At 64.7% G+C, this 20,016-nt stretch carries 17 protein-coding genes and 1 other RNA gene; 10 read left to right on the forward strand and 8 right to left on the reverse strand.

Going from position 1 to position 20,016, the window contains the following annotated elements:
• Nucleotides 1–12: 12 nt before the first annotated feature.
• Both ACZ0AV_RS09420 and ACZ0AV_RS09425 read left to right on the forward strand, forming a co-directional pair.
• Nucleotides 13–1,257 carry a TIGR03862 family flavoprotein gene (locus ACZ0AV_RS09420; RefSeq protein WP_499150798.1) on the forward strand — a complete coding sequence of 415 codons (1,245 nt, stop codon included), beginning with the start codon at nt 13–15 and terminating at the stop codon, nt 1,255–1,257.
• Between the two features lie 24 nt (nt 1,258–1,281).
• Nucleotides 1,282–1,644, forward strand: coding sequence for a VOC family protein (locus ACZ0AV_RS09425; RefSeq protein ID WP_499150799.1), 363 nt, complete (start codon nt 1,282–1,284; stop codon nt 1,642–1,644).
• Between the two features lie 66 nt (nt 1,645–1,710).
• Here the strand turns inward: ACZ0AV_RS09425 and ACZ0AV_RS09430 are convergent, their stop codons facing one another.
• The 7 genes from ACZ0AV_RS09430 to ACZ0AV_RS09460 form a co-directional block, all read right to left on the reverse strand.
• Nucleotides 1,711–2,166: a GNAT family N-acetyltransferase gene (locus tag ACZ0AV_RS09430; RefSeq protein WP_499150800.1), complete on the reverse strand. Its 456-nt coding sequence runs from the start codon at nt 2,164–2,166 to the stop codon at nt 1,711–1,713.
• Nucleotides 2,166–3,494, reverse strand: a complete 1,329-nt coding sequence (rhlE1, locus tag ACZ0AV_RS09435) for an RNA helicase RhlE1 (protein WP_499153336.1) — start codon at nt 3,492–3,494, stop codon at nt 2,166–2,168. The genes ACZ0AV_RS09430 and rhlE1 overlap by 1 nt, the downstream gene beginning before the upstream one ends.
• Nucleotides 3,495–3,676: 182 nt before the next feature.
• Nucleotides 3,677–6,058: a TonB-dependent siderophore receptor gene (locus tag ACZ0AV_RS09440; protein WP_499150801.1), complete on the reverse strand. Its 2,382-nt coding sequence runs from the start codon at nt 6,056–6,058 to the stop codon at nt 3,677–3,679.
• Nucleotides 6,059–6,136: 78 nt separating this feature from the next.
• Complete coding sequence (locus ACZ0AV_RS09445) at nt 6,137–7,054, reverse strand: FecR family protein (RefSeq protein ID WP_499150802.1); 918 nt, start codon at nt 7,052–7,054, stop codon at nt 6,137–6,139.
• Nucleotides 7,051–7,563, reverse strand: a complete 513-nt coding sequence (locus ACZ0AV_RS09450; protein WP_499150803.1) for a sigma-70 family RNA polymerase sigma factor — start codon at nt 7,561–7,563, stop codon at nt 7,051–7,053. Before ACZ0AV_RS09450 ends, ACZ0AV_RS09445 begins: the two co-directional genes overlap by 4 nt.
• A 118-nt stretch (nt 7,564–7,681) precedes the next feature.
• A complete protein-coding gene (locus ACZ0AV_RS09455) occupies nt 7,682–8,287 on the reverse strand; it encodes a 3'-5' exonuclease (protein WP_499150804.1) in 606 nt (201 codons plus the stop codon).
• Between the two features lie 8 nt (nt 8,288–8,295).
• Nucleotides 8,296–8,775, reverse strand: coding sequence for an NYN domain-containing protein (locus ACZ0AV_RS09460; protein ID WP_499150805.1), 480 nt, complete (start codon nt 8,773–8,775; stop codon nt 8,296–8,298).
• A 167-nt stretch (nt 8,776–8,942) separates the two neighbouring features.
• Between ACZ0AV_RS09460 and ACZ0AV_RS09465 the strand changes: the two genes are divergently transcribed.
• From ACZ0AV_RS09465 to gudD, 3 genes are all read left to right on the forward strand, one after another.
• A complete protein-coding gene (locus ACZ0AV_RS09465; protein WP_499150806.1) occupies nt 8,943–9,602 on the forward strand; it encodes a YciC family protein in 660 nt (219 codons plus the stop codon).
• 36 nt (nt 9,603–9,638) lie between these two features.
• Complete coding sequence (locus tag ACZ0AV_RS09470) at nt 9,639–10,679, forward strand: LacI family DNA-binding transcriptional regulator (RefSeq protein ID WP_499150807.1); 1,041 nt, start codon at nt 9,639–9,641, stop codon at nt 10,677–10,679.
• Between the two features lie 587 nt (nt 10,680–11,266).
• Nucleotides 11,267–12,613 (forward strand): glucarate dehydratase, encoded by a 1,347-nt coding sequence (gene gudD / locus ACZ0AV_RS09475; RefSeq protein ID WP_499150808.1) that lies wholly within the window; start codon nt 11,267–11,269, stop codon nt 12,611–12,613.
• A gap of 248 nt (nt 12,614–12,861) precedes the next feature.
• Here the strand turns inward: gudD and hrpB are convergent, their stop codons facing one another.
• A complete protein-coding gene (gene hrpB / locus ACZ0AV_RS09480) occupies nt 12,862–15,393 on the reverse strand; it encodes an ATP-dependent helicase HrpB (RefSeq protein WP_499150809.1) in 2,532 nt (843 codons plus the stop codon).
• 151 nt (nt 15,394–15,544) lie between these two features.
• Here hrpB and pmcY point away from each other — a divergent pair, with 151 nt between their 5' ends.
• The 5 genes from pmcY (at nt 15,545) to ACZ0AV_RS09505 (ending at nt 19,282) form a co-directional block, all read left to right on the forward strand.
• Entirely contained in the window at nt 15,545–15,964 is a 420-nt protein-coding gene (gene pmcY, locus ACZ0AV_RS09485) for a periplasmic Zn2+ metallochaperone PmcY (RefSeq protein ID WP_499150810.1), read from the forward strand.
• A gap of 59 nt (nt 15,965–16,023) precedes the next feature.
• The gene (locus tag ACZ0AV_RS09490; RefSeq protein WP_499150811.1) at nt 16,024–16,911 is read left to right on the forward strand and encodes a cation diffusion facilitator family transporter; all 888 of its coding nucleotides are present in this window, start codon (nt 16,024–16,026) and stop codon (nt 16,909–16,911) included.
• A 154-nt stretch (nt 16,912–17,065) separates the two neighbouring features.
• Nucleotides 17,066–17,341, forward strand: a complete 276-nt coding sequence (locus tag ACZ0AV_RS09495) for a PA2433 domain-containing protein (protein WP_499150812.1) — start codon at nt 17,066–17,068, stop codon at nt 17,339–17,341.
• A gap of 105 nt (nt 17,342–17,446) precedes the next feature.
• Nucleotides 17,447–17,838: a transfer-messenger RNA gene (gene ssrA, locus ACZ0AV_RS09500) on the forward strand.
• A 187-nt stretch (nt 17,839–18,025) separates the two neighbouring features.
• Complete coding sequence (locus ACZ0AV_RS09505) at nt 18,026–19,282, forward strand: integrase domain-containing protein (protein WP_499150813.1); 1,257 nt, start codon at nt 18,026–18,028, stop codon at nt 19,280–19,282.
• The last annotated feature ends 734 nt before the right edge of the window (nt 19,283–20,016 follow it).

Genomic DNA, 20,016 nt, shown 5'->3' on the forward strand with positions numbered 1-20,016 from the left:
CCCGACGCGACCATGATCGATACTTCCAAACCCATCGCCCACTCGGTCGCCATCATCGGCGGCGGCCCCGCCGGGCTGATGGCCGCCGAAACGCTGGCGCTCGCCGGCGTGCGGGTCGACCTCTACGACGCCATGCCTTCGGTGGGCCGCAAGTTCCTGCTCGCCGGCGTCGGCGGCATGAACATCACCCACTCGGAGCCCTACCCGGCCTTCGTCGCCCGCTACGCCGAGCGCCAGCCGCAGATCGACGCGCTGCTGCAAGGCTTTGATGCCGATGCGCTGCGCGAATGGATTGATGGCCTGGGTATCGAGACTTTCGTCGGCACCTCGGGCCGCGTATTCCCCACCGACATGAAGGCCGCGCCGCTGCTGCGCGCCTGGCTCAAACGCCTGCGCGAAGCCGGCGTGCAGCTGCATAACCGGCACCGCTGGCTGGGCTGGAACGCCGATGGCAGCCTGCGTGTGCAAAGCGCCGAAGGCGAACGGGCGATCCATGCCGATGCCGTGCTGCTGGCCCTCGGTGGTGGTAGCTGGCCACGGCTGGGCTCAGACGGCAGCTGGGTAGCACACCTGCAGCAGGCCGGGATTGCCGTCGCACCGCTGCAGCCAAGCAACTGCGGGTTCGACGTGGCGGCCTGGAGCCCGCTGCTGCGCGAAAAGTTCGCCGGCGCACCGCTGAAAAACGTCGCCCTGGGCCTGCAAGGCGAAGCGCAGCGCCAGGGTGAGTTCGTACTCACCGCCACGGGCGTCGAAGGCAGCCTGGTGTATGCGCTGTCCGCCGGGATTCGTCAGCGCATCGCCCGCGACGGTCGCTGCACGGTGCACCTCGATCTGCTGCCGCAGCGCAGCGAAGACGCCCTGGGCCAGGCCTTGAGCAAACCACGTGGCTCACACTCCATGGCCAAGCATCTGCATCGCCAGGCCGGGCTGGATGGCGCCAAGTCCGCCCTGCTGCGCGAGCTCGCCCCCGCCGAGCACTTCGCCGATCCACTGCGCCTGGCTGCATCGATCAAGGCCCTGCCGATCGTGCTGCGCCAACCACGCCCGCTGGAGGAAGCGATCAGCAGCGCCGGTGGCGTTCCGTTCGAGGTACTCGATGAAGGGCTGATGCTGACCGCCCTGCCCGGCACCTTCTGCGCAGGCGAAATGCTCGACTGGGAAGCACCCACCGGTGGCTACCTGCTGACCGCCTGCTTCGCCAGCGGCCGCGTGGCCGGCCAGGGCATTGTCCGCTGGCTGCAATCCACAAACCGATAATCCATGGATCAGGAAACAGCCAGCATGCTGACCAGTGTCCAGCTCAAGACTTTCATCCTGGCCAAGGACTATCCACCCAGCCAGGCGTTCTACACGGCCCTGGGCTTCACGCCCGGCTGGCAGTCGGACGAAATGAGCTATTTCAGCAACGGCGAGCACTGCGCGTTCCTGCTGCAGAATTTCTACGTGAAGGAACAGGCGGACAACTCTGTCATGCACCTGCTGGTCGATGACGTCGAAGCCTGGTGGGCCAATGTGCAAAAGGAAAACCTCGCCGAACGCTTCTGCGTGCGCACCATCGCCCCCGAAGACCAGCCCTGGGGCATCCGCGAATTCATCCTCTTCGACCCCAGCGGCGTGCTATGGCGGATCGGGCAGAACATCTGAGCGGAAAACAACATGTAGCCTGGGTTGAGCGCAGCGATACCCAGGAGCTGTTTCGTAATGCACTGTCTAGCTTTCGGGAGAAATCGCTTTTCGAAAGAACACCCGAGCGTAACCCTCCTCAACCGCCCGGGAAGTTTCCCGATACCCCAAACGCGGGTAGAACAGGATGTTCTCGGTCATCAGCTCGTTGGTGTACAGCTCAATGGCCCCACAACCCAGCTCCCGAGCCTGACGTTCGGCGAAGCTAATCAGCGCCTTGCCAAGTCCCTGGCCACGGCCCTGATCGCACACCGCGACGTTCTGCACATGCAGGACATCGCCTTCATGCTCCAGCACCAGGACGCCCCTCACCGCACCGTCCAATTCCAATACAAACACCCTGCATTGCTCCATGACCTGGCGATAGTCATCGAGCATCGGCGCCGGCTCTTTGCCGATTCGCGGAATGTAGGGGGCGTAGGCTTCGTGAACTATCGCGGTTATCGCGTCGACATCCACCTCGCTGGCGCGGCGTATCAGCACTAACGCCCGCCCTTCGGCTTGCCACCAAAGCTCGGCACCTTGCGCACGGCCTTGACCGGCGGCGCAGCCGGTTCGTCGGCTTCCATCCAACGGCCCAGGCTGCCGGATTTACCACCGCCCACCACCTTGGGCTTTTTCGGTTTCTTTGGCTTCTTTATCACCAGGCCGCCGGCGACCGTCTGCGGCACGCGGTGGTCGGGGATGAAGTCCGGCTCGTCGACGCGTTGCAGGATCTGCTGGATCAGCGCCTCGATGGCCGAGAGCAGTTGCACTTCGTCGGCGCAGACCAGCGACACGGCCTGGCCCGTGGCGCCGGCACGGCCGGTACGACCGATGCGGTGTACGTAGTCTTCGGCGACGATGGGCAGGTCAAAGTTGACCACCAGCGGCAGGTCGTCGATATCCAGGCCGCGGGCGGCCACATCGGTGGCCACCAGCACGTCGACCTCGCCGGCCTTGAAGCGCTGCAGGGCGCGCAGGCGGGTCGGCTGTGGCTTGTCGCCGTGGATGGCATCGGCCTTGATGCCGGCGGCCAGCAGCTCCTGCTCCAGTTCGTCGACACCCTTGCGGGTTTTGACGAATACCAGCACCTGCGACCATTTCTTGCTGCGGTACAGGTGCAGGAACAGCTCGGCCTTGCGCTTCTTGTCGACCGGAATCAGCCACTGCTTGACCGACTTGGCAGCCGCGTTGCGTGGGCTGACTTCGATGCTCAGCGGGTCGCGCAGCATCTCGCCGGCCAAGGTACGGATGGCCTCGGAGAAGGTGGCGGAAAACAGCAAGGTCTGACGCTGCTTCGGCAGGGCGGCGAACAGGTCATCCAGCTCGCGGGCAAAGCCCAGGTCGAGCATGCGATCGGCTTCGTCGAGTACCAGCACCTGCAACTGGGAAAACTTCACTGCATTCTGGCGATACAGGTCGAGCAACCGGCCGGGGGTGGCGACAAGGACGTCGAGGCCTTTGCGCAGCTTCATCATCTGCGGGTTGATGCTGACGCCGCCGTACACCGCGTAGCTGCGCAGCGGCAGAAATTGCGAGTAGGTCTGCACGCTTTGCTGCACCTGCTCGGCCAGCTCACGGGTCGGCACCAGTATCAGCGCACGCACCGAATTGCTGGCCACCTCCGGGCCTTCCATCATCAGCCGTTGCAGGATCGGCAAGGCGAAGGCCGCGGTCTTGCCGGTGCCGGTCTGCGCCGCGGCCATGATGTCGCGGCCCTTGATGATCGGCCCGATGGCCTGGGCCTGGACGGGCGTCGGGGTCTTGTAGTCGAGGCCGTCGAGGCAGCGCAGCAGGGGTTCGATCAGGCCGAGGGAAGCGAAGGTCATGGCGGGCAACGTGGTGGGCAGTGGAGATGCTGCACAGTTTATCCTGTCCGGGTAGCGCCCGCTCAGCAGTTGCAGCGCGGCGAACACGTAGCCGCGGCCTGGGTCGAGCGCAGCGACACCCGGGAAATGCAAAATATGGCTATCGCTTCGCTCAACGCCAGGCTACGTGATCCAGCAGCGGCTCAGAATTCCCCACGCAGGGTCAGCATGTAGCTGCGCGGGTCGCCGTAGTAATTACCGCGGCGCAGCTCACCCACCGATTTGTAGTACTTCTTGTCGAACAGATTCTTGGCGTCGAGGCCGACGGTCCAGTTCTGGTCGATTTTCCAGGTGGCCAAGGCGTCGTAGACCGCGCGGCCGGCGTTGCTCACCTCTGGGCCATACGTATCGGTGCTGTAACCACTCTGCGCGGAAACGGCGCCGCCGACGGTTAAGCGATTAAGTGCGCCGGGCAGTTGGTAGGTGGTCGAGGCGCGCAGCAGGTGCTTGGGCGTCTGGTAATCGGTAGGGCCGCCGCTGGCTTTGCTGGTCTGGTTGAAGGTGTAGCCGGCCGCCACCTGCCAGCCCGACAACAGCTCGCCGCTGGCTTCCAGCTCGTAGCCCTTGCTGCGCTGGATTTCGCTGTTGAGGTAGCAGAGGCCATCGATGTTCTCCTCGCACAGCGCGCCGCTGGGGTCTTCTGCCGCCACGTCATCCTGCTTGATGTAAAACAGCGCCGCGGAGAGGTTCAGGCGTCCGTCATACAGCTCGCCCTTGATACCGGTTTCGTAGTTAACGCCAACAGCCGGGTCCAGCAATGCGCCGGCTGCCGTGCGGTAATCGCTTTGTGGCTGGAAGATATCGGCGTAGCTGGCGTACCACGACCAGTGCTCATCGAGGTCGTAGATGATGCCCAGGAACGGGGTGAACTCGTGATCCTGACGGTTGCCCGCCTTGACGCCCGTGCGCATCTCTTCGGTCTCGTACTCGTACCAGCTCAGGCGCCCGCCCAGTACCAGGCTCAACGGTTCGCTGAGGTACAGCCGTGTGTTGCCGTAGACCCCATAACGGGTTTCAGTGCTGTCGTTGACGGCCGTCCACGCGGTGCGCGTCGGTCTTGGCAGCGTATGAGGATTCGGGTTGAACACATCGATGGCCCCCACGCCGTTCGGTGTGGCGATATTGGCGGTTTTGCTGTACTGCCCTTCGCGGGACCAGTTGCCGCCGACCATCAGCGTGTGACGCAGGCCGAACGCCTCGAAGCTGCCCGACAGATTGCTGTCGATGCCGGTATTGGTCACGTCATCGCTGCGGTACAGCGTTCGGAACAGCCGCGAACCGGTGTTGGTGGCGGGATTGATCTCGCCCTGCGGCAATGCCGAGCGCTGGTCGAAACCGCCTTCGGCACGGGTCAGCGAGGTCTTGCTGGTCCAGTCATCGCTGAGGCGATACTCCAGGTCGGCGAAGACTTCGGTCTGCTCGCTTTCGTGGCGGTTCCAGTCCTGCGCCAGCGAGGTGGAGCGCGAGACGTCCAGTGCCTTGCCGTTGCTGTAACGCGGCAGGCCGAAGATCGAATAGCCGGTGGTCACGCTGGTTTGTCGGCGCAGGCCGACGGACAGGGTCGAGGCGTCATTGAGGTCGGCTTCGACGATGCCGTAGAACAGTGGCTTGCGGCTGGCCTCGCGGTCGTAGAAATACTGACGGTCTTCGTAGGCGACCAGGGCGCGGCCGCGCAGGGTGCGGGCCTCGTTCAGCGCGCCGCTGCCGTCCAGGTCCACGCGGTAGAAGTCATCCGAGCCGGCTCGGCTGGTCACCGAAAACCGCGGTTCGGCAGTCGGCCGTTTGCGCACCAGGTTGACCGCGCCGCCCGGGTTGCCATTGCCAACCAGCAGGCCGGCGGCGCCACGCAGGATCTCGACGCGATCATAGACGGCAGTATCCGGCGTCATCCAGCCAGTGGGGCTGTGGATGACACCGGGCATGCCATCGACCAGGTAGGCATCGGCGCCCAGTTCGAAACCGCGCGAGTTGTACTGGTGATCGCCGAAGTTGCGCGTTTGCAGAGTGATGCCCGGTGCGCTGTAGAGCACCTGGTCCAGCGAGGTGAAGTTGCGGTCGTCCATCTGCTTGCGGGTGATCACGCTGACCGACTGCGGCGTCTCGCGCAGCGACTGCGCGCCCTTGCCGAGGGTCACCGCGCGGGCCGTGTAGGAGCCGGTGCCTTCGGTGGCGGTGCTCGGCAGGTCGCTGCTGATGGTGGTGGCCTGCAGGTCGAGCGCGGCAGACGGCTGGTTTTCCATGATCAGCCACACATCGCCGCTGCGCTGCACCACCAGGCCGGAACCCGCCAGCAGACGGCTCAGGGCTTCATCGACGGCGAAGGTGCCTTTCAACGCGGGCGCCGAGCGGCGCGCGACCAGGCGATCATCGACCGCCAGGGTGACGCCGGCCTGGCTGGCCAACTGCTTGAGGGTAGCAGCCAGGGGCTGGGCAGGCAGATCCAGTTCGAGGGGAGCGGCATACGCGCCCAGCGCCAGCGTCAGAGCGCTCGCGGTGACCAAGGTTTTCAGGGAGGTGCGCAGCATGAATGGCTCTCTTGATGATGCTCGGATACCCCATGACGAGGCAGCCGGCAAAAACCCCAACCCCTCAGGTGAAAAAAATCACCGCGCCAGCACCAGCGTGCTGTCGGCCCGCTCCTGTATCCGTACCCGGGCAAGTTGCGGGAGCGCCTGGACGAATGCCTCGACATCGGTGACCTGGACCACGGCGGTGATGCGCTGCGTCGCCTCGGCGTGCTCCAGGCGCAGGGGTTTTGCGCGGTAGCGGGAGAGGCCGGCGAGCACTTCCGCCAGATCGGCCTGCTCGAACAACAGGCTGCCGTTGCTGAAACCAAAAGCACCAGCGGCGGTGCGCTCGGAGCGCTGCAAACCGCCTTCGACGCGATACAGGCCGACCTGGTCGGCGACCAATTCAAGCCGTTGCCCGCCAGCCGCCATCTCCACCCGGCCGCGGGCCACGGCAACCTGCACGCGCCGCTCGAAGCGCTCGACCACGAAACAGGTACCCAGCACCCTCACCTGGGCCTCGCCGGCATCCACCACGAACGGGCGTTGCGGATCATGGCGCACATCGAAGATCGCCCGGCCGCGCAGCAGCGTCAGGTGCCGCACCTGGCCATCGAACAGCACATGCAGGCGTGTGTCGGCATCCATTTGCACGTCGCTGCCGTCGGCGAGCCGCATGCGGCGCAACGCCCCCATGCCGGTGAACAGCTGCAGCTCCTGACGCGCGGCATGAGCGGCCAGCAGCCAGGTACCCAGCCCTCCAAGCAGCAGCCCCCCGAGCAGGCCGTTGCGCAGCAGTCGCCGGCGCCCGACGTTTTCCATGGCACCGGCCAGGGCGCGGGTCTGGTCGGTGCTGGAGAAGTCGCCCCACAGACGCTTGAAGCTGTGAAATTCCTGGGCATTGCGCGGATCGGCGGCCAGCCAGTTGGCGAACACCTGCCGCTCGGGGTGCTCGTCCGGCAACTCCAGCAGGCGCGCGAACCAGTGTGCGGCCTCGCGGCGTCGCGCACTCATGGGCAGAGCAGCTCGCGGGCCTCGTGCAGGTCCAGCAAGGCGCGCACCAGATGGCGTTCGACCATCGAGATGCTGATCCCCAGCATGGCGGCGACGTCCACCTGGCGGTGCCCTTCGATACGCACCAGCCAAAACACCTCGCGGCAACGCGGCGGCAGGCAGTCGAGAATGCGTTGCAGGGCATCCAGGCGCTGCTGCAGATCGGCCAGGTGCTCGGCAGACGGCACGAAGGCTGCACTGTCGTGCGCCTCCATGCGCGGCTCGGCGTCCATATCGGGCAGCGGCAGGTAGCGCGAGGCGTCGCGGTAATGATCGATCAGCACGCAATGGGCGATGCGCCGCAGGTAGGCATTGGGCTGCTCGATGGCGCTGCGCTGGCTGGCCAGGACGAAGCGGATGAAGGAATCGTGCAGCACGTCATAGGCACGCTGCACGCAGTGGGTGCGCCGACTCAGGCTCAGGAGCAGGTCGGTGTAGGCCCAGCGCAAGTTGATTCCGCCCCACTCCATTCTCTACACCTCGGCCAGGTCACGACAGCGGCAGCCGTCAGGGGGCCGGCAGTATAGAGAGCGCCCTCAAGCAAAGTAAATGAGAACTATTTGTTATCCTATACTCGCAAACCGGTGCCTAGACGACCGCATCGAGCAGCGCACGCACCTTGGCTGCAGACATGCCCTGCAACTGACGCAGAAAATCGTGATCGACGGCCCTGCGCCCATACTGCTCGCGCAATACCCGGCACAGGTGCAGGGTCAGGTTGGCGGCCATCTCCGCATCGGCCAGCGCACGGTGGGCCTTGCCGGTATCCGGCAGGCGCGCCCAGCGGTTGAGGTTACCCAGTTTGTGGCTGGGTGCGCCGGGCAGCAGGCGCCGTGACAGCAGCAGCGAGCAGGCGAACTGCTGCACGCGGCTGCGGCCGATCAGCCCCAGCTCGGCGTCCCAGAACTTCTGATCGAACGAGGCGTTGTGCGCCAGCATCGGGATGTCGCCGACGAAATCGGCCACCGCGTGCATCACCTCCGCGGCGGGCGGCGCGTCGCGCAGCATGGCGTTGCTGATGCCGGTCAGTTGCTCGATGAACGGCGGCACCCAGGCGCCGCTGTTCATCAGGCTCTGGTAACGGGCGGTGATCTGCCCGTTCTCGATGATCACCACGCCGATCTCGGTGGCGCGCGCCTGCTGGGCCGGCGACATGCCGGTGGTTTCGAAGTCGATGACAGCAATGGGTTTCACGTAAAGCCTCAGTGTTTCAACAACAGGTGGCCATCGATGGGCACATAACGAGTGGCTGCGCGCACCAGTGATTGTGCGGTCAGCCCGGGTACGCCATAGGCCACGGCCTCGACACCGTGACGCTGGCGAATGCGCTCGAGCAGCAAATCGAAATCGCCGTCGCCGGAGGCCAGCACCACGCTGTCGACATTCGCCGCCGCGTCCATCACGTCGATGGTGATGCCCACGTCCCAGTCGCCCTTGGCGGAACCGTCGCTGCGCTGGATGTAAGGTTTTAGCTTCACGGTGAAGCCAAGGTTGCGCAGGATCTGCTGGAACTGCTGCTGCTTGGGATCACCGCGGTCGATGGCATAGGCATAGGCCTCGACGATTTCGCCGCCAGCGGCGAGTTCGGCCCACAGTGCGCTGTAGTTGAAGTGGCAGCCATAGGCCTGGCGCACGGTGTAGTAGAGATTCTGTACGTCGGCGAACACGGCTATTTTCTTCACCGGACATCCTCACAAGGGCCCGCGCGGAGTGCACGGCCTGCCAGTATGCCAGCCCAGGCCCCTCCAGGTCGAAAGCGGCGGCCGAAGGGCGACAGGCGTGCATCCTCGCTGGCCGCGAAACCGACGCCCTCGTATCATGGCAGCCTGTTTTTCTGGCTGCGACGCTCATGAATCCTCTCGACGCCTTGCGTGACGCCTGGTTCTTCTTTCGGCACAACCTGCTGCAAATCGTCCTGCTGTGCCTGCCCTTCGTGCTCGCCGAAGCGCTCATCCGCCAGCAGCTCGACAGTCTGGTCGATGCAGCCAAGCTGCCGCTCTACGACGTGCTGCTCGGGCTGTGCTTCTATCCGCTGTACAGCGCGGCGCTGATCCTCTTCATCGATGCACGCAGCCGTGGCGAGCAACCCGCCAGGGGCGCGCTGATCGTGGCCAGCCTGAGCCTGTGGCCGCGCTTCGTGCTGCTGGCCGGCATCGGCACCCTGCTGATCATGCTCGGCGCTTCGCTGTTCATTCTGCCGGGGCTGTGGTTGATGGTGCGGCTGGTGTTCTCCGATTACCTGCTGGTGCTGCGCGGGCTGTCGCCCCTGCAAGCACTGCAGCAAAGCCTGCAACTGACCCACGGGCACTTCTGGCCGATCCTCGCCTGCGTGCTGCTGGTCATGGTGCCGACCTGGGGACTCGGCCTGCTGGCTGGCGATATCGCCAGTGAGCCACCCGGCCGCCTGGCGCTCGACCTGCTGCTCGGGCTCTGCCAGCTGTTCACCACCGTGGTGGTGTTCCGCCTGTTCATGCTGCGCACCGGCGACAATGCCGCACCGCTGCCGTAACCTGCCGCGACCCATCGCATCGATCGAGAAGAACCCGTGGCACGAAAATCGCGCAGAGAACTGGCCAAAGACCGCGGTGAGCTCGGTGACCTGCCGATCACGGTCAAGGATGTCGCGCTAAGGGCTGGCGTATCGCCGATCACCGTGTCGCGGGCGATCCAGCGCCCGGAGCTGGTCAGCGACGCCACCCGCGCGCACGTGCTGGAAGTGGTACGCGCCATGGGTTACGTGCCGAACCTGATGGCCGGCGGCCTGGCGACGAGCAAGAGCCGCCTGGTGGCGATCGTGCTGCCGACCATCGCCAACTCGATCTATGCCAGCGTCGTGCAGGCGATCATGGACCGCCTCGCCGAGGCCGGCTATCACGCCCTGGTCGGGCCGAGCGGATATACGCCCGAACACGAGGAAGCGCTGCTGGCGGCGATCCTCGGCCGCCGTCCGGACGGCATCGTGCTGACAGGTACCTTCCACACCCAGGCCAGCCGCGAGCGCCTGTCTTCCGCCGGCATTCCGGTGGTCGAAGCCTGGGACCTCAGCGACGACGGCCTGGACATGCAGGTAGGCTTCTCGCACGAGCAGGTCGGCGCCGCGGTGGCCGAACACTTCTTCGCCAGCGGCTACCGGCGCTGGGCGGTGATCGGCGTCGATGACCCGCGTGCGCAACGCCGCTGCAATGCAGTGATCGAGCGCCTGGCAGGGCTGGGTCTCGACCAAGTGGCGGTACAGACCCTGCCCTTGCCGGCCACCTGGGAAGTTGGCCGCAGGGGCCTGGCCAACCTTCTGGATGCCGGCGAACGCCCTGACTTCATCTTCTGCAGCTCGGACACCGTCGCCCTTGGCGTACTGGTGGAGGCGGCCAGCCGGGGATTGAGCGTCCCGACAGACGTCGCCGTGCTGGGTTTTGGCGATACCCTCAACGGCCAGTTCGCCGATCCGGCGCTGTCCACCGTCAGCGTCAATGCCACCGACATGGGCCGCCAGGTCGCCGAGGCCTTGCTGCGCCGCTTCGACGGTCAAGGAGCGGAGCGCAGCCTGGATACCGGGTTTGCGATCATCGAGCGCAGCAGTACGGGCTGAATGGAAGTCGGCTGCCCGTAGCCTGGGCTGAGCGCAGCGATACCCGGCAGCAAGCAAGCTGGTATCACCCCAGGTCCCATCTGGAAAACGATCCACGTTCCCCGCGTAGCAGACTCACTGTCAGCGACGCCCCTTGCCTAGGGGTGTGGTCGGCCCCGCATGTGGACGAACTGGGGTAACAACACGACTCTTCGCAGTGGCCACAATCTCATTGCAGGAGCCGCGACCCCACGGCGAATGTTGGTCACACCACAGAGATGGAGAGTGACCACAACCGCATTCATGCCGGGTTGGCGCTCCTACCCGATTGACGTCGCCCCTATTCGCGAACACCTCGGTGCCGCAGCGCTCGCTGGCGAGTGATCCATCCGAATCAGATTTGCCCCCCATGACCGCCATCAGCCCGGGGCCTTCCAGCCGCCACCAATCGCCTCAAAAGCATCCTCTGCAACCGCCAATCCGCAAATTTTGCACTTGAATGATAACGTTATCTGTTTATGATGATAACGTTATCTTTCGATCAAACCGCTGCCCCGCGAGGTAGCCAGACCATCCGCAACGCCGACGACGGCAACAGGAGTCAAGCGATGAACAATAACAACACTCATACAGGCACCCCAGTCATCACCTCGCTCGAGGTCATCCCTGTTGCCGGCCACGACAGCATGCTGCTCAACCTGAGCGGCGGGCACGCGCCGTTCTTCACCCGTAACCTGCTGATCCTGCGTGACAACGCCGGGCATGTCGGCGTCGGCGAAGTGCCCGGCGGTGAAGCCATTCGCCAGACCCTGGAAGACGCACGCCAGTTGCTGATCGGCCAATCCATCGGCCAGTACCAGAAACTCCTTGGCCAGGTGCGCCAGGCCTTCGCGGATCGCGACTCGGGCGGCCGTGGCCTGCAGACCTTCGACCTGCGCATCACCATCCACGCCGTCACCGCCGTGGAAGCCGCCCTGCTCGACCTCCTCGGCCAGCACCTGGAAGTACCGGTCGCCGCCCTGCTCGGCGAAGGCCAGCAGCGCGATGCAGTGGAGATGCTCGGCTACCTCTTCTATATCGGCGACCGCACGAAAACCGACCTGCCCTACCGCCAGGAAGCCGATGCCGACAACGCCTGGTTCCGTGTGCGTAACGAAGAGGCGCTGGACGCCCAGGGCGTGGTGCGCCTGGCCGAAGCCGCTTACGAGCGCTACGGCTTCAAGGACTTCAAACTCAAGGGTGGCGTGCTGCGCGGCGATGACGAGATCGAAGCGGTCACCGCGCTGGCCGAGCGCTTCCCGGACGCGCGCATCACCCTCGATCCGAACGGCGCCTGGTCGCTGCAGGAAGCCATCCGCCTGTGCCGCGACCAGCACCATGTTCTCGCCTATGCCGAAGACCCATGCGGCGCCGAGAACGGCTACTCCGGCCGCGAGGTAATGGCTGAATTCCGCCGCGCCACCGGCCTGCCGACCGCCACCAACATGATCGCCACCGACTGGCGGCAGATGGGCCATGCGATCCAGCTGCAATCGGTCGACATTCCCCTCGCCGACCCGCATTTCTGGACCATGCAGGGCTCGGTGCGCGTGGCGCAGATGTGCAACGACTGGGGCCTGACCTGGGGCTCGCACTCGAACAATCACTTCGATGTCTCGCTGGCCATGTTCACCCACGTCGCCGCCGCGGCACCAGGCAAGATCACCGCCATCGATACCCACTGGATCTGGCAGGACGGCCAGCGCCTGACCAAGGAGCCATTCCGCATCGAAGGCGGCCTGGTCAAAGTGCCGCAGAAGCCGGGCCTGGGCGTGGAGCTGGACATGGACGCCGTGGCCAAGGCCCACGAGTGCTACAAGGGCATGGGCCTGGGCGCGCGCAACGACGCCGTGGCCATGCAGTACCTGATCAGCGGCTGGACCTTCGATAACAAGAAGCCCTGCCTGGTGCGCTGAGCATTATCGAGACTGGCCTTTAGCCCGTAGCCTGGCTTGAGTCCGCGGCGCCCGGCGTTCTCCCGGGTATCGCTTCGCTCAACGCCAGGCTACGGTGCATCGCTTTTCACACCGGCCCTGGCGCGCAATGCCTGGGGTGCACAAGGTGGTTGTTCAGCCATTTCCAGCCGAACGCATACCGGTGGTCGGGCTGGCCACGCGTTAACGCCCTCGGCAACATCCCGGCCGCCTAGGCTAGACGATTGTTGTTATTTCCGCGGCTTGGCCCGAGCCGTCGGTTCGGCGATCAGCGGGTCGTCGGGCCAGTAGTGTTTCGGATATCGCCCCTTCAAATCCTTCTTCACCTCGGCATAGGTGGTGCGCCAGAAATTAGCCAGGTCCTGGGTCACCTGCACCGGGCGACGGGCTGGTGACAGCAGGTGCAGCAAGACCTGCTGCCGACCATTGGCGATGCGCGGCGTCTCGGCAAGGCCGAACAGTTCCTGCAAGCGCACCGCCAACACGGGCGGGTACTCGCTGTAATCCAGCCCGATGCGCGAGCCGGACGGCACTGGCAGGCTGCGCGGCGCCCATTCGTTGAGGCGCTGGGGCAGCGGCCAGGGCAGCAGGGTTTGCAGCATCGCTGGCAGGTCGAGGTTGCCGAAGTGGCTCAACCGGGTGACCTTGCCCAGGTACGGCGCCAGCCAGGTTTCCAGGCTGGCCAGCAGTGCCGCATCCGAGACATCCGGCCATTCGCTCTTGCCTTGTTGCATATCCAACCCACGCAGTAGCATCACCCGCGCCTGCCACTGGCGCAGCTCCGGCGTCCAGGGCAGCAGCGCCAGCCCCTTGCGTCGCACCAACCCGAGTAACGCGGTGGTGCGTGCCTCGGCATCCAGCCCCGGCAACCCCTCGCTGCTCAGCACCAGATCACCGACCCTGCGCTGCCGCTCGGCGCGCAGGACGCCTTCGCGTTCATCCCATTCGAGCAGATCCTGGCTGCTCACCTGTTCGGCCAACACCGTGTCGAACAGCGCCGGGTCCAGCTCGGCGGCCAGGTAGATGCGCTCCTCGCGCTGGCCCTGACGGCTGCCCAGGTCGGCGACCACCAGCCAGGCGTGCTTCATCAACCCGTCGGCTTCGCTGAACAGCGCGGCGCGGCCATTGGCCAGGCGGTACTCGGCGCCGCCCTCGCGCCGCTGGCGGGCGATGCGGTCCGGGTAAGCGAAGGCCAGCAGCGCGCCCAGCCAGCGGGCGTGCCCGGGATCATTCACAGGCTCGCTGACCGGTACGCGGCGCAGGTAGCCCTGAAACTGCCTGGCCAACTGCCGGGCGCGTTGTACCCCGCCATTAGCACCGCGCGCCGCCCTGCTCTCACCCGAAAGCAAAGCCAGCCGGCTATGCAGGTCGGCACCGCCGCCTCGCAGGATGTCCCGCTCGCCCAGCAACGCGGCCAGGTCACTGGCCAGCTCTCCCAGGCCCAGAGCCTGCCCGCGCAGCAACAGATGAGCGATGCGCGGATGCGCCGGCAGCTCGGCCATGGCCTGGCCGTGCGCGGTGAGCACGCCACGCGCATCGAGTGCGCCGAGGCGCTGCAGCAGCTCGCGGGCCTGGGCATAAGCGGCAGCAGGCGGTGGGTCGAGCCACACCAGCTCCGCCACCTCGACGCCCCAGCGCGCCAGCTGCAGCGCCAGGCCCGCCAGGTCTGCCTGCAGAATCTCCGCCGAGGAATAGGCAGGTAACTGCTCATGCTGCGCCTGCGACCACAACCGGTAGCACGTGCCCGGCTGCAGGCGACCGGCACGGCCGGCGCGCTGTGTGGCGGACGCCCGGGAAATGCGCTGGGTTTCCAGGCGCGTCATGCCACTGCCCGGGTCGAAACGCGGTATCCGCGCCAGGCCGGCGTCCACTACCACGCGCACGCCGTCGATGGTCAGGCTGGTCTCGGCGATATTGGTGGCCAGCACCACCTTGCGCAGCCCGGCCGGGGCCGGCTCGATGGCCGCGCGCTGAGCCGAGAGCTCCAGCTCACCGTGCAACGGGCAGACGCGTACGTCGGGTCGGCCTGCCAGCGCCTCGCCCAGTTGCTCGGCCAGCCGGCGAATCTCCGCCTGGCCAGGCAGAAACACCAGCAGGCTGCCCGGCTCATCGGCCAACGCTTGCAGTACCGTTTGCAGCACTTTCGGCTCCAGCCACTCGCCCGCTTGCCAGGGCGCTCCCCAACGGGTCTCCACCGGGAACATGCGTCCTTCGCTGCGCAGCACCGGTGCTTCATCGAGCAGGCCGGCCAGGCGCTCGCCTTCCAGCGTGGCGGACATCAACAGTACCTTGAGCGGCGCCTCGCCACTGTCTGCGCCGCGAAACATCGCCCGCCCATTGAGGGTCAGCGCCAGGGCCAGATCGGCGTCCAGGCTGCGCTCGTGGAACTCATCGAAGATGACCAGGCCCACGCCCTCCAGCGCCGGATCATCCTGCAGGCGCCGGGCAAGGATGCCTTCGGTCACCACCTCGATTCGCGTGGCGGGGCCCACCTTGCTGTCCAGGCGGATGCGATACCCCACCGTCTCGCCGACTGCCTCGCCCAGCTCGCTGGCCAGCCGCTCGGCCGCGGCGCGCGCGGCCAGCCGGCGAGGTTCGAGCATGATGATGCGCTGCCCCGCCAGCCACGGCTGGTCGAGCACCGCGAGCGGCACGCGGGTGGTCTTGCCCGCACCTGGCGGCGCTTCGAGCACCACCTCATGGCGCTCGGCCAGGGCGCGACACAGGTCAGGCAGCAGGGAATCGATCGGCAGGGTATTCATCGAGGCTCCATCATAGGCCGACGATTATACGGCGAACCGCCTCTGTGCTTCGCCGGTCAGATGGCATCGAACGCTGCGTATTCGCAGCGCCACAGCAGCTTTGCAATCAACGCCTTGCTATAGTGGCGTCCACTTTTCCTGGAGGTGCTCGATGCGCACGAAATCCCGCGTTATCGGCGGCGTTCTCGCCGTCACATTGGTCACTCAGCTCACGGCCTGCGGCACCATTTTCTACCCTGATCGCCGTGGGCAGATCGAAGGCCGCGTCGACCCGGTCATCGTCGGCCTCAACGCCATCGGTATCCTGTTCTACGTGATCCCCGGCCTGATCGCCTTCGGCGTCGACTTCGCCACGGGCGCGATCTACCTGCCAGGCGGCCTCAGCGCCCAGGTCAACCCGGACTCCTTACAGGACGTGGTCGGCGCCGACGGCAAGGTCGACACCGCCAAGCTCAAGGCGCTGATCGAGACCCAAACCGGCCACAGCCTGCCGCTCGACGACCCACGCCTGATCCAGCACAGCGGCAGCAGCGAGCAGTTGGCGGCCTACGGCCTGCGCCCCGCTGCCTGATGCTCTCCGGCAGCCCGTCGCGCTGACGGGCTGCCCTTGGCGCACCGTTCGGACACCCCATGACCCGCGACCGCCAGCACGCCCGCCTGATGCGTCAGGCTACCGCCGCCGCCCTCTGCGTGGCGCTCACACTGGTGCTCTGCAAGGCAATTGCCTGGTGGGCCAGTGGCTCGGTAAGCCTGCTCGCCGGTCTGACCGACTCGCTGCTCGACAGCGCCGCCTCGCTGCTCAACCTGATCGCCGTGAACATCGCCCTGCGGCCCGCCGATGACGATCACCGCTACGGTCATGGCAAGGCCGAAGCGCTGGCCGGGCTGGGCCAGGCGCTGTTCATCGCCGCCAGCGCCATTCTCGTCGCGGTGCAGGGTTTCGAGCGTCTGCGCGAGCCCGAACCGCTCACCGCGCAGGCACTGGGCATCGCCGTGATGCTCCTGTCCATCGCGCTGACCATCGCCCTGCTACTGTTCCAGCGCCACGTGGTGCGCCAGACCGGCTCCACGGCAATCCACGCCGACTCGCTGCACTACCGCTCCGACCTGTTGCTCAACGGCAGCATCCTTCTCGCCCTGCTGCTCGCCTACCTGGGCTGGCAGCAGGGCGACGCGCTGTTCGCCATTGCCATCGCCGCCTACATCCTGTGGAGTGCCTTCAGCATCGCCCGCCAGTCGGTCGGCGTGTTGATGGACCAGGAACTCGCCGCCGACGTCAGCACGCGCATGAGCGAATTGGCCCGCGCGGTGCCCGGCGTCATTGGCATCCACGACTTGCGCACGCGGCTGTCCGGCACGCGCTGGTTCGTGCAACTGCACGTCGACCTGCCGGGCGACCTCAGCCTCACCGAAGCCCACGCGCAGTGCGAACGAGTCGAGCACGCCATTCGAGGCGAATTCGGCCAGGCAGAAGTGCTCGTGCACGCCGACCCTGTCGATACGCCCGCACCAACTTGATGCAGGCGATCCGCCAGCAGAAAAACACTGAACCGCCGTTGCGTACGGCCAGTCAGGTTCTGTAAGCCCAAATGATTGGGTGGGTCGCTCCCGGCTCTCCTCACCCTCGACCAGGGCGGCACCGGGAACCTATTCGTGATGAGAGGATTACCACATGAAGCGCGTATCCATGTTCGTCATTGCCGCCGTACTGGCTGCACCAGCCTTCGCAGCCGATGACCTGTGCACCGTCAACCTGCAGAAACTCGACAATGCCGTGGCCACCAAAGCCACCCTTTCCGAGCCGCTGAAAAGCCAGGTACAAGAAGCCAAAAAGCAAGCAACCGATGCCCAGGCTGCTGGCGACCTGAAATCCTGTGGCACCCACGCCGAGCGTGCCTTGCAACTGCTCGACGCGCCTGGCGACGACGGCAGCGGCGCAACCAGCTGATAGAGAGTCCGGCCAGCTGTAATGCAGGCATGATTCAGCGGCGCAGTGCATGCCCCGGTCGACTCCACGCGACCTTTCGCGTACACTGCGCTTCTTGCAAGTTTCGGGGCCGATTAGGATTCGACGCCGGTAGCGAAGCTCGAGGTGCATGCCGACTTGGTAACAGAAGTCGTAAATCCACTGTTGCAACTTTCTATAGTTGCCAATGACGAAAACTACGAGGGCTACGCTCTCGCTGCGTAAGCGGCGCGACTAGTCCTTCTGGTAGCTTCGGCTCCAGCGATCACTAGGGGATGCCTGTAAACCCGAAGTGATTGTCATGCAGAACAGGATCGCCGCGTAGTACGTTGTGGACGAAGCGGCTAAAACTTACACAACTCGTCCAAAGCACCCTGCCCGTCGGGCGGCTGAGGATTAACTCAATAGACACGGCTAAGCATGTAGTACCGACAGTGGAGAACTGGCGGACGGGGGTTCAAATCCCCCCGGCTCCACCACTTCATCATCTAAAGACGTCCACTGACGTCTTTTTTTGTGCCTGAAATTCAGTAAATACGCGGCTTCCAGCGCTTTTGCGGTCTTTTGAGAGTTTTTGAGTTCCAGCCATTTGGGTATTCCAGACGGTATTCCAGCACATCCGGTGCTAGTCTTTGGAATACCGATTCAGTGCTTGAGGACAATCTCATGCCTGCTCAAACCCTCCGCCTCTCCGATCGACAGCTCAAGGGAGTCAAACCCGCGTCCAAGGATTATGTCCTCACTGACGGTGACGGTTTGCAGCTCCGCGTACGCAGCAACGGCTCGTTGCTGTGGAATTTCAACTACCGCGAGCCGGTGACCAAGAAGCGTATCAACATCGGCTTTGGGACCTACCCCGAACTGTCACTGGCGAACGCCCGAAAGATGGCAGTCGATGCACGCGAGCTGCTCGCCCAGGGCATCGATCCGAAGGTGCAGCGCAATACGTTGAATGAAGCCAAGCGCGCGGAAACCGAACACACCTTCGAGAACGTGGCCACCGCCTGGTTCGAGCTCAAGAAAGACTCGGTCACCCCGGCCTACGCCGAGGACATTTGGCGGTCGCTCACGCTGCATGTGTTCCCCGACTTGAGGACGACACCACTCACGAAAATCACCGCGCCGATGGTGATCGGGTTACTTCGTCCAATCGAAGCGAAAGGCAGTCTGGAGACGGTCAAGCGTCTTAGCCAACGGCTTAACGAGATCATGACCTACGGGGTGAACTCTGGTCTGATCTTCGCCAACCCACTCAGCGGTATCAGGGCGGTCTTCAAGAAGCCTAAGAAAGAGAACATGGCTGCGCTTCCGCCCGAAGAGCTCCCCGAGCTTATGCTGGAGATCGCGAACGCCAGTATCAAACGCACGACCCGCTGCCTGATCGAATGGCAGTTGCACACGATGACTCGCCCTGCCGAGGCGGCGACTACTCGCTGGGCTGACATCGACTTTGAAAGGCGTGTCTGGACTATCCCACCGGAGCGGATGAAGAAGCGTCGCCCACACAGCATCCCGTTGAGTGACCACGCTGTCGCACTGTTGGAGTCGCTGAAGAGTCACAGCGGCCATCGCGAATACGTCTTCCCGGCAGACAGAAATCCTCGCACCCACGCCAATAGCCAGACCGCCAACATGGCGTTGAAACGTATGGGCTTCCAGGATCGACTTGTCAGCCACGGCATGCGCTCGATGGCCAGCACCATCTTGAATGAGCATGGCTGGGACCCGGAACTCATTGAGGTCGCACTGGCGCATGTCGACAAGGATGAGGTGCGCAGTGCGTACAACCGAGCCGACTACATCGAGCGCCGGCGTCCGATGATGGCGTGGTGGAGTGAGTACATCCAGAAAGCCGCGACCGGAAGTCTGCTTGCCTCAGCGTACGGCCAAGTCAGAGACAAGAACGTGGTACCGATTCGCTAGCTCTGTACGGCGCCAGAACGGCAGCAGCAACAACTGAGCGCTCAAGATTCGGGGCAAACAGCCTCACTTATCCGCTTCTAAGCGCGGGTCCATCCAAACAGGGCTGCAAAGCCGCCCTGTTTGGATGGACCTTACTTTGAAGAGCTAAAAGCGACCAGGTTGTCCAGGATTTACCACGGAACTCCACCGGTGGATAACAGTTCTTTAAGTCCAAATTGGCGCTGAATTTCGAACCTTGACCGGGTTTATCCACAGGCGTAGAACTGGCCGTGCAAGCGCTGTCGATGACAGCAACCCAGGTGGCCCGAACCTTGAAGGCCACGCCGCTCCCGCGGTGGTTCTCCCCCAAATGGCGATTCGCGTCCGGCAGCTCGCCCGGTCACCTCCCCAGTGATGGATGCCTACTTCAGATCATGGCCCTCGTGCGCCAGACGACACTTCCTACTTCACTGCCCTGCAGCAACCTATCCGCTTGGCCGAATCTTGCGCCAACCTGCGCCCGTCTCTTTCTCCTGGAAAGAGACGGGCGCTTCAAACACTGCTGCAGGCCTCGTCGCACGTGGCTTTGCGGCAACTCCTCTCGTGACAATTGGCGTGACAAACGCCGACGTCACCAGCAACAGCGCTGTAGATGATGGTGCCGCAGACCACGGAATGGACTGCACCTGACTGACAGTCAGGTATGCCCCGGTCATCGCATCGCTGAGTTCACCCAGCTCAGGATCTTCAGGCGC

This window comes from Pseudomonas sp. AC532, from assembly GCF_979258965.1.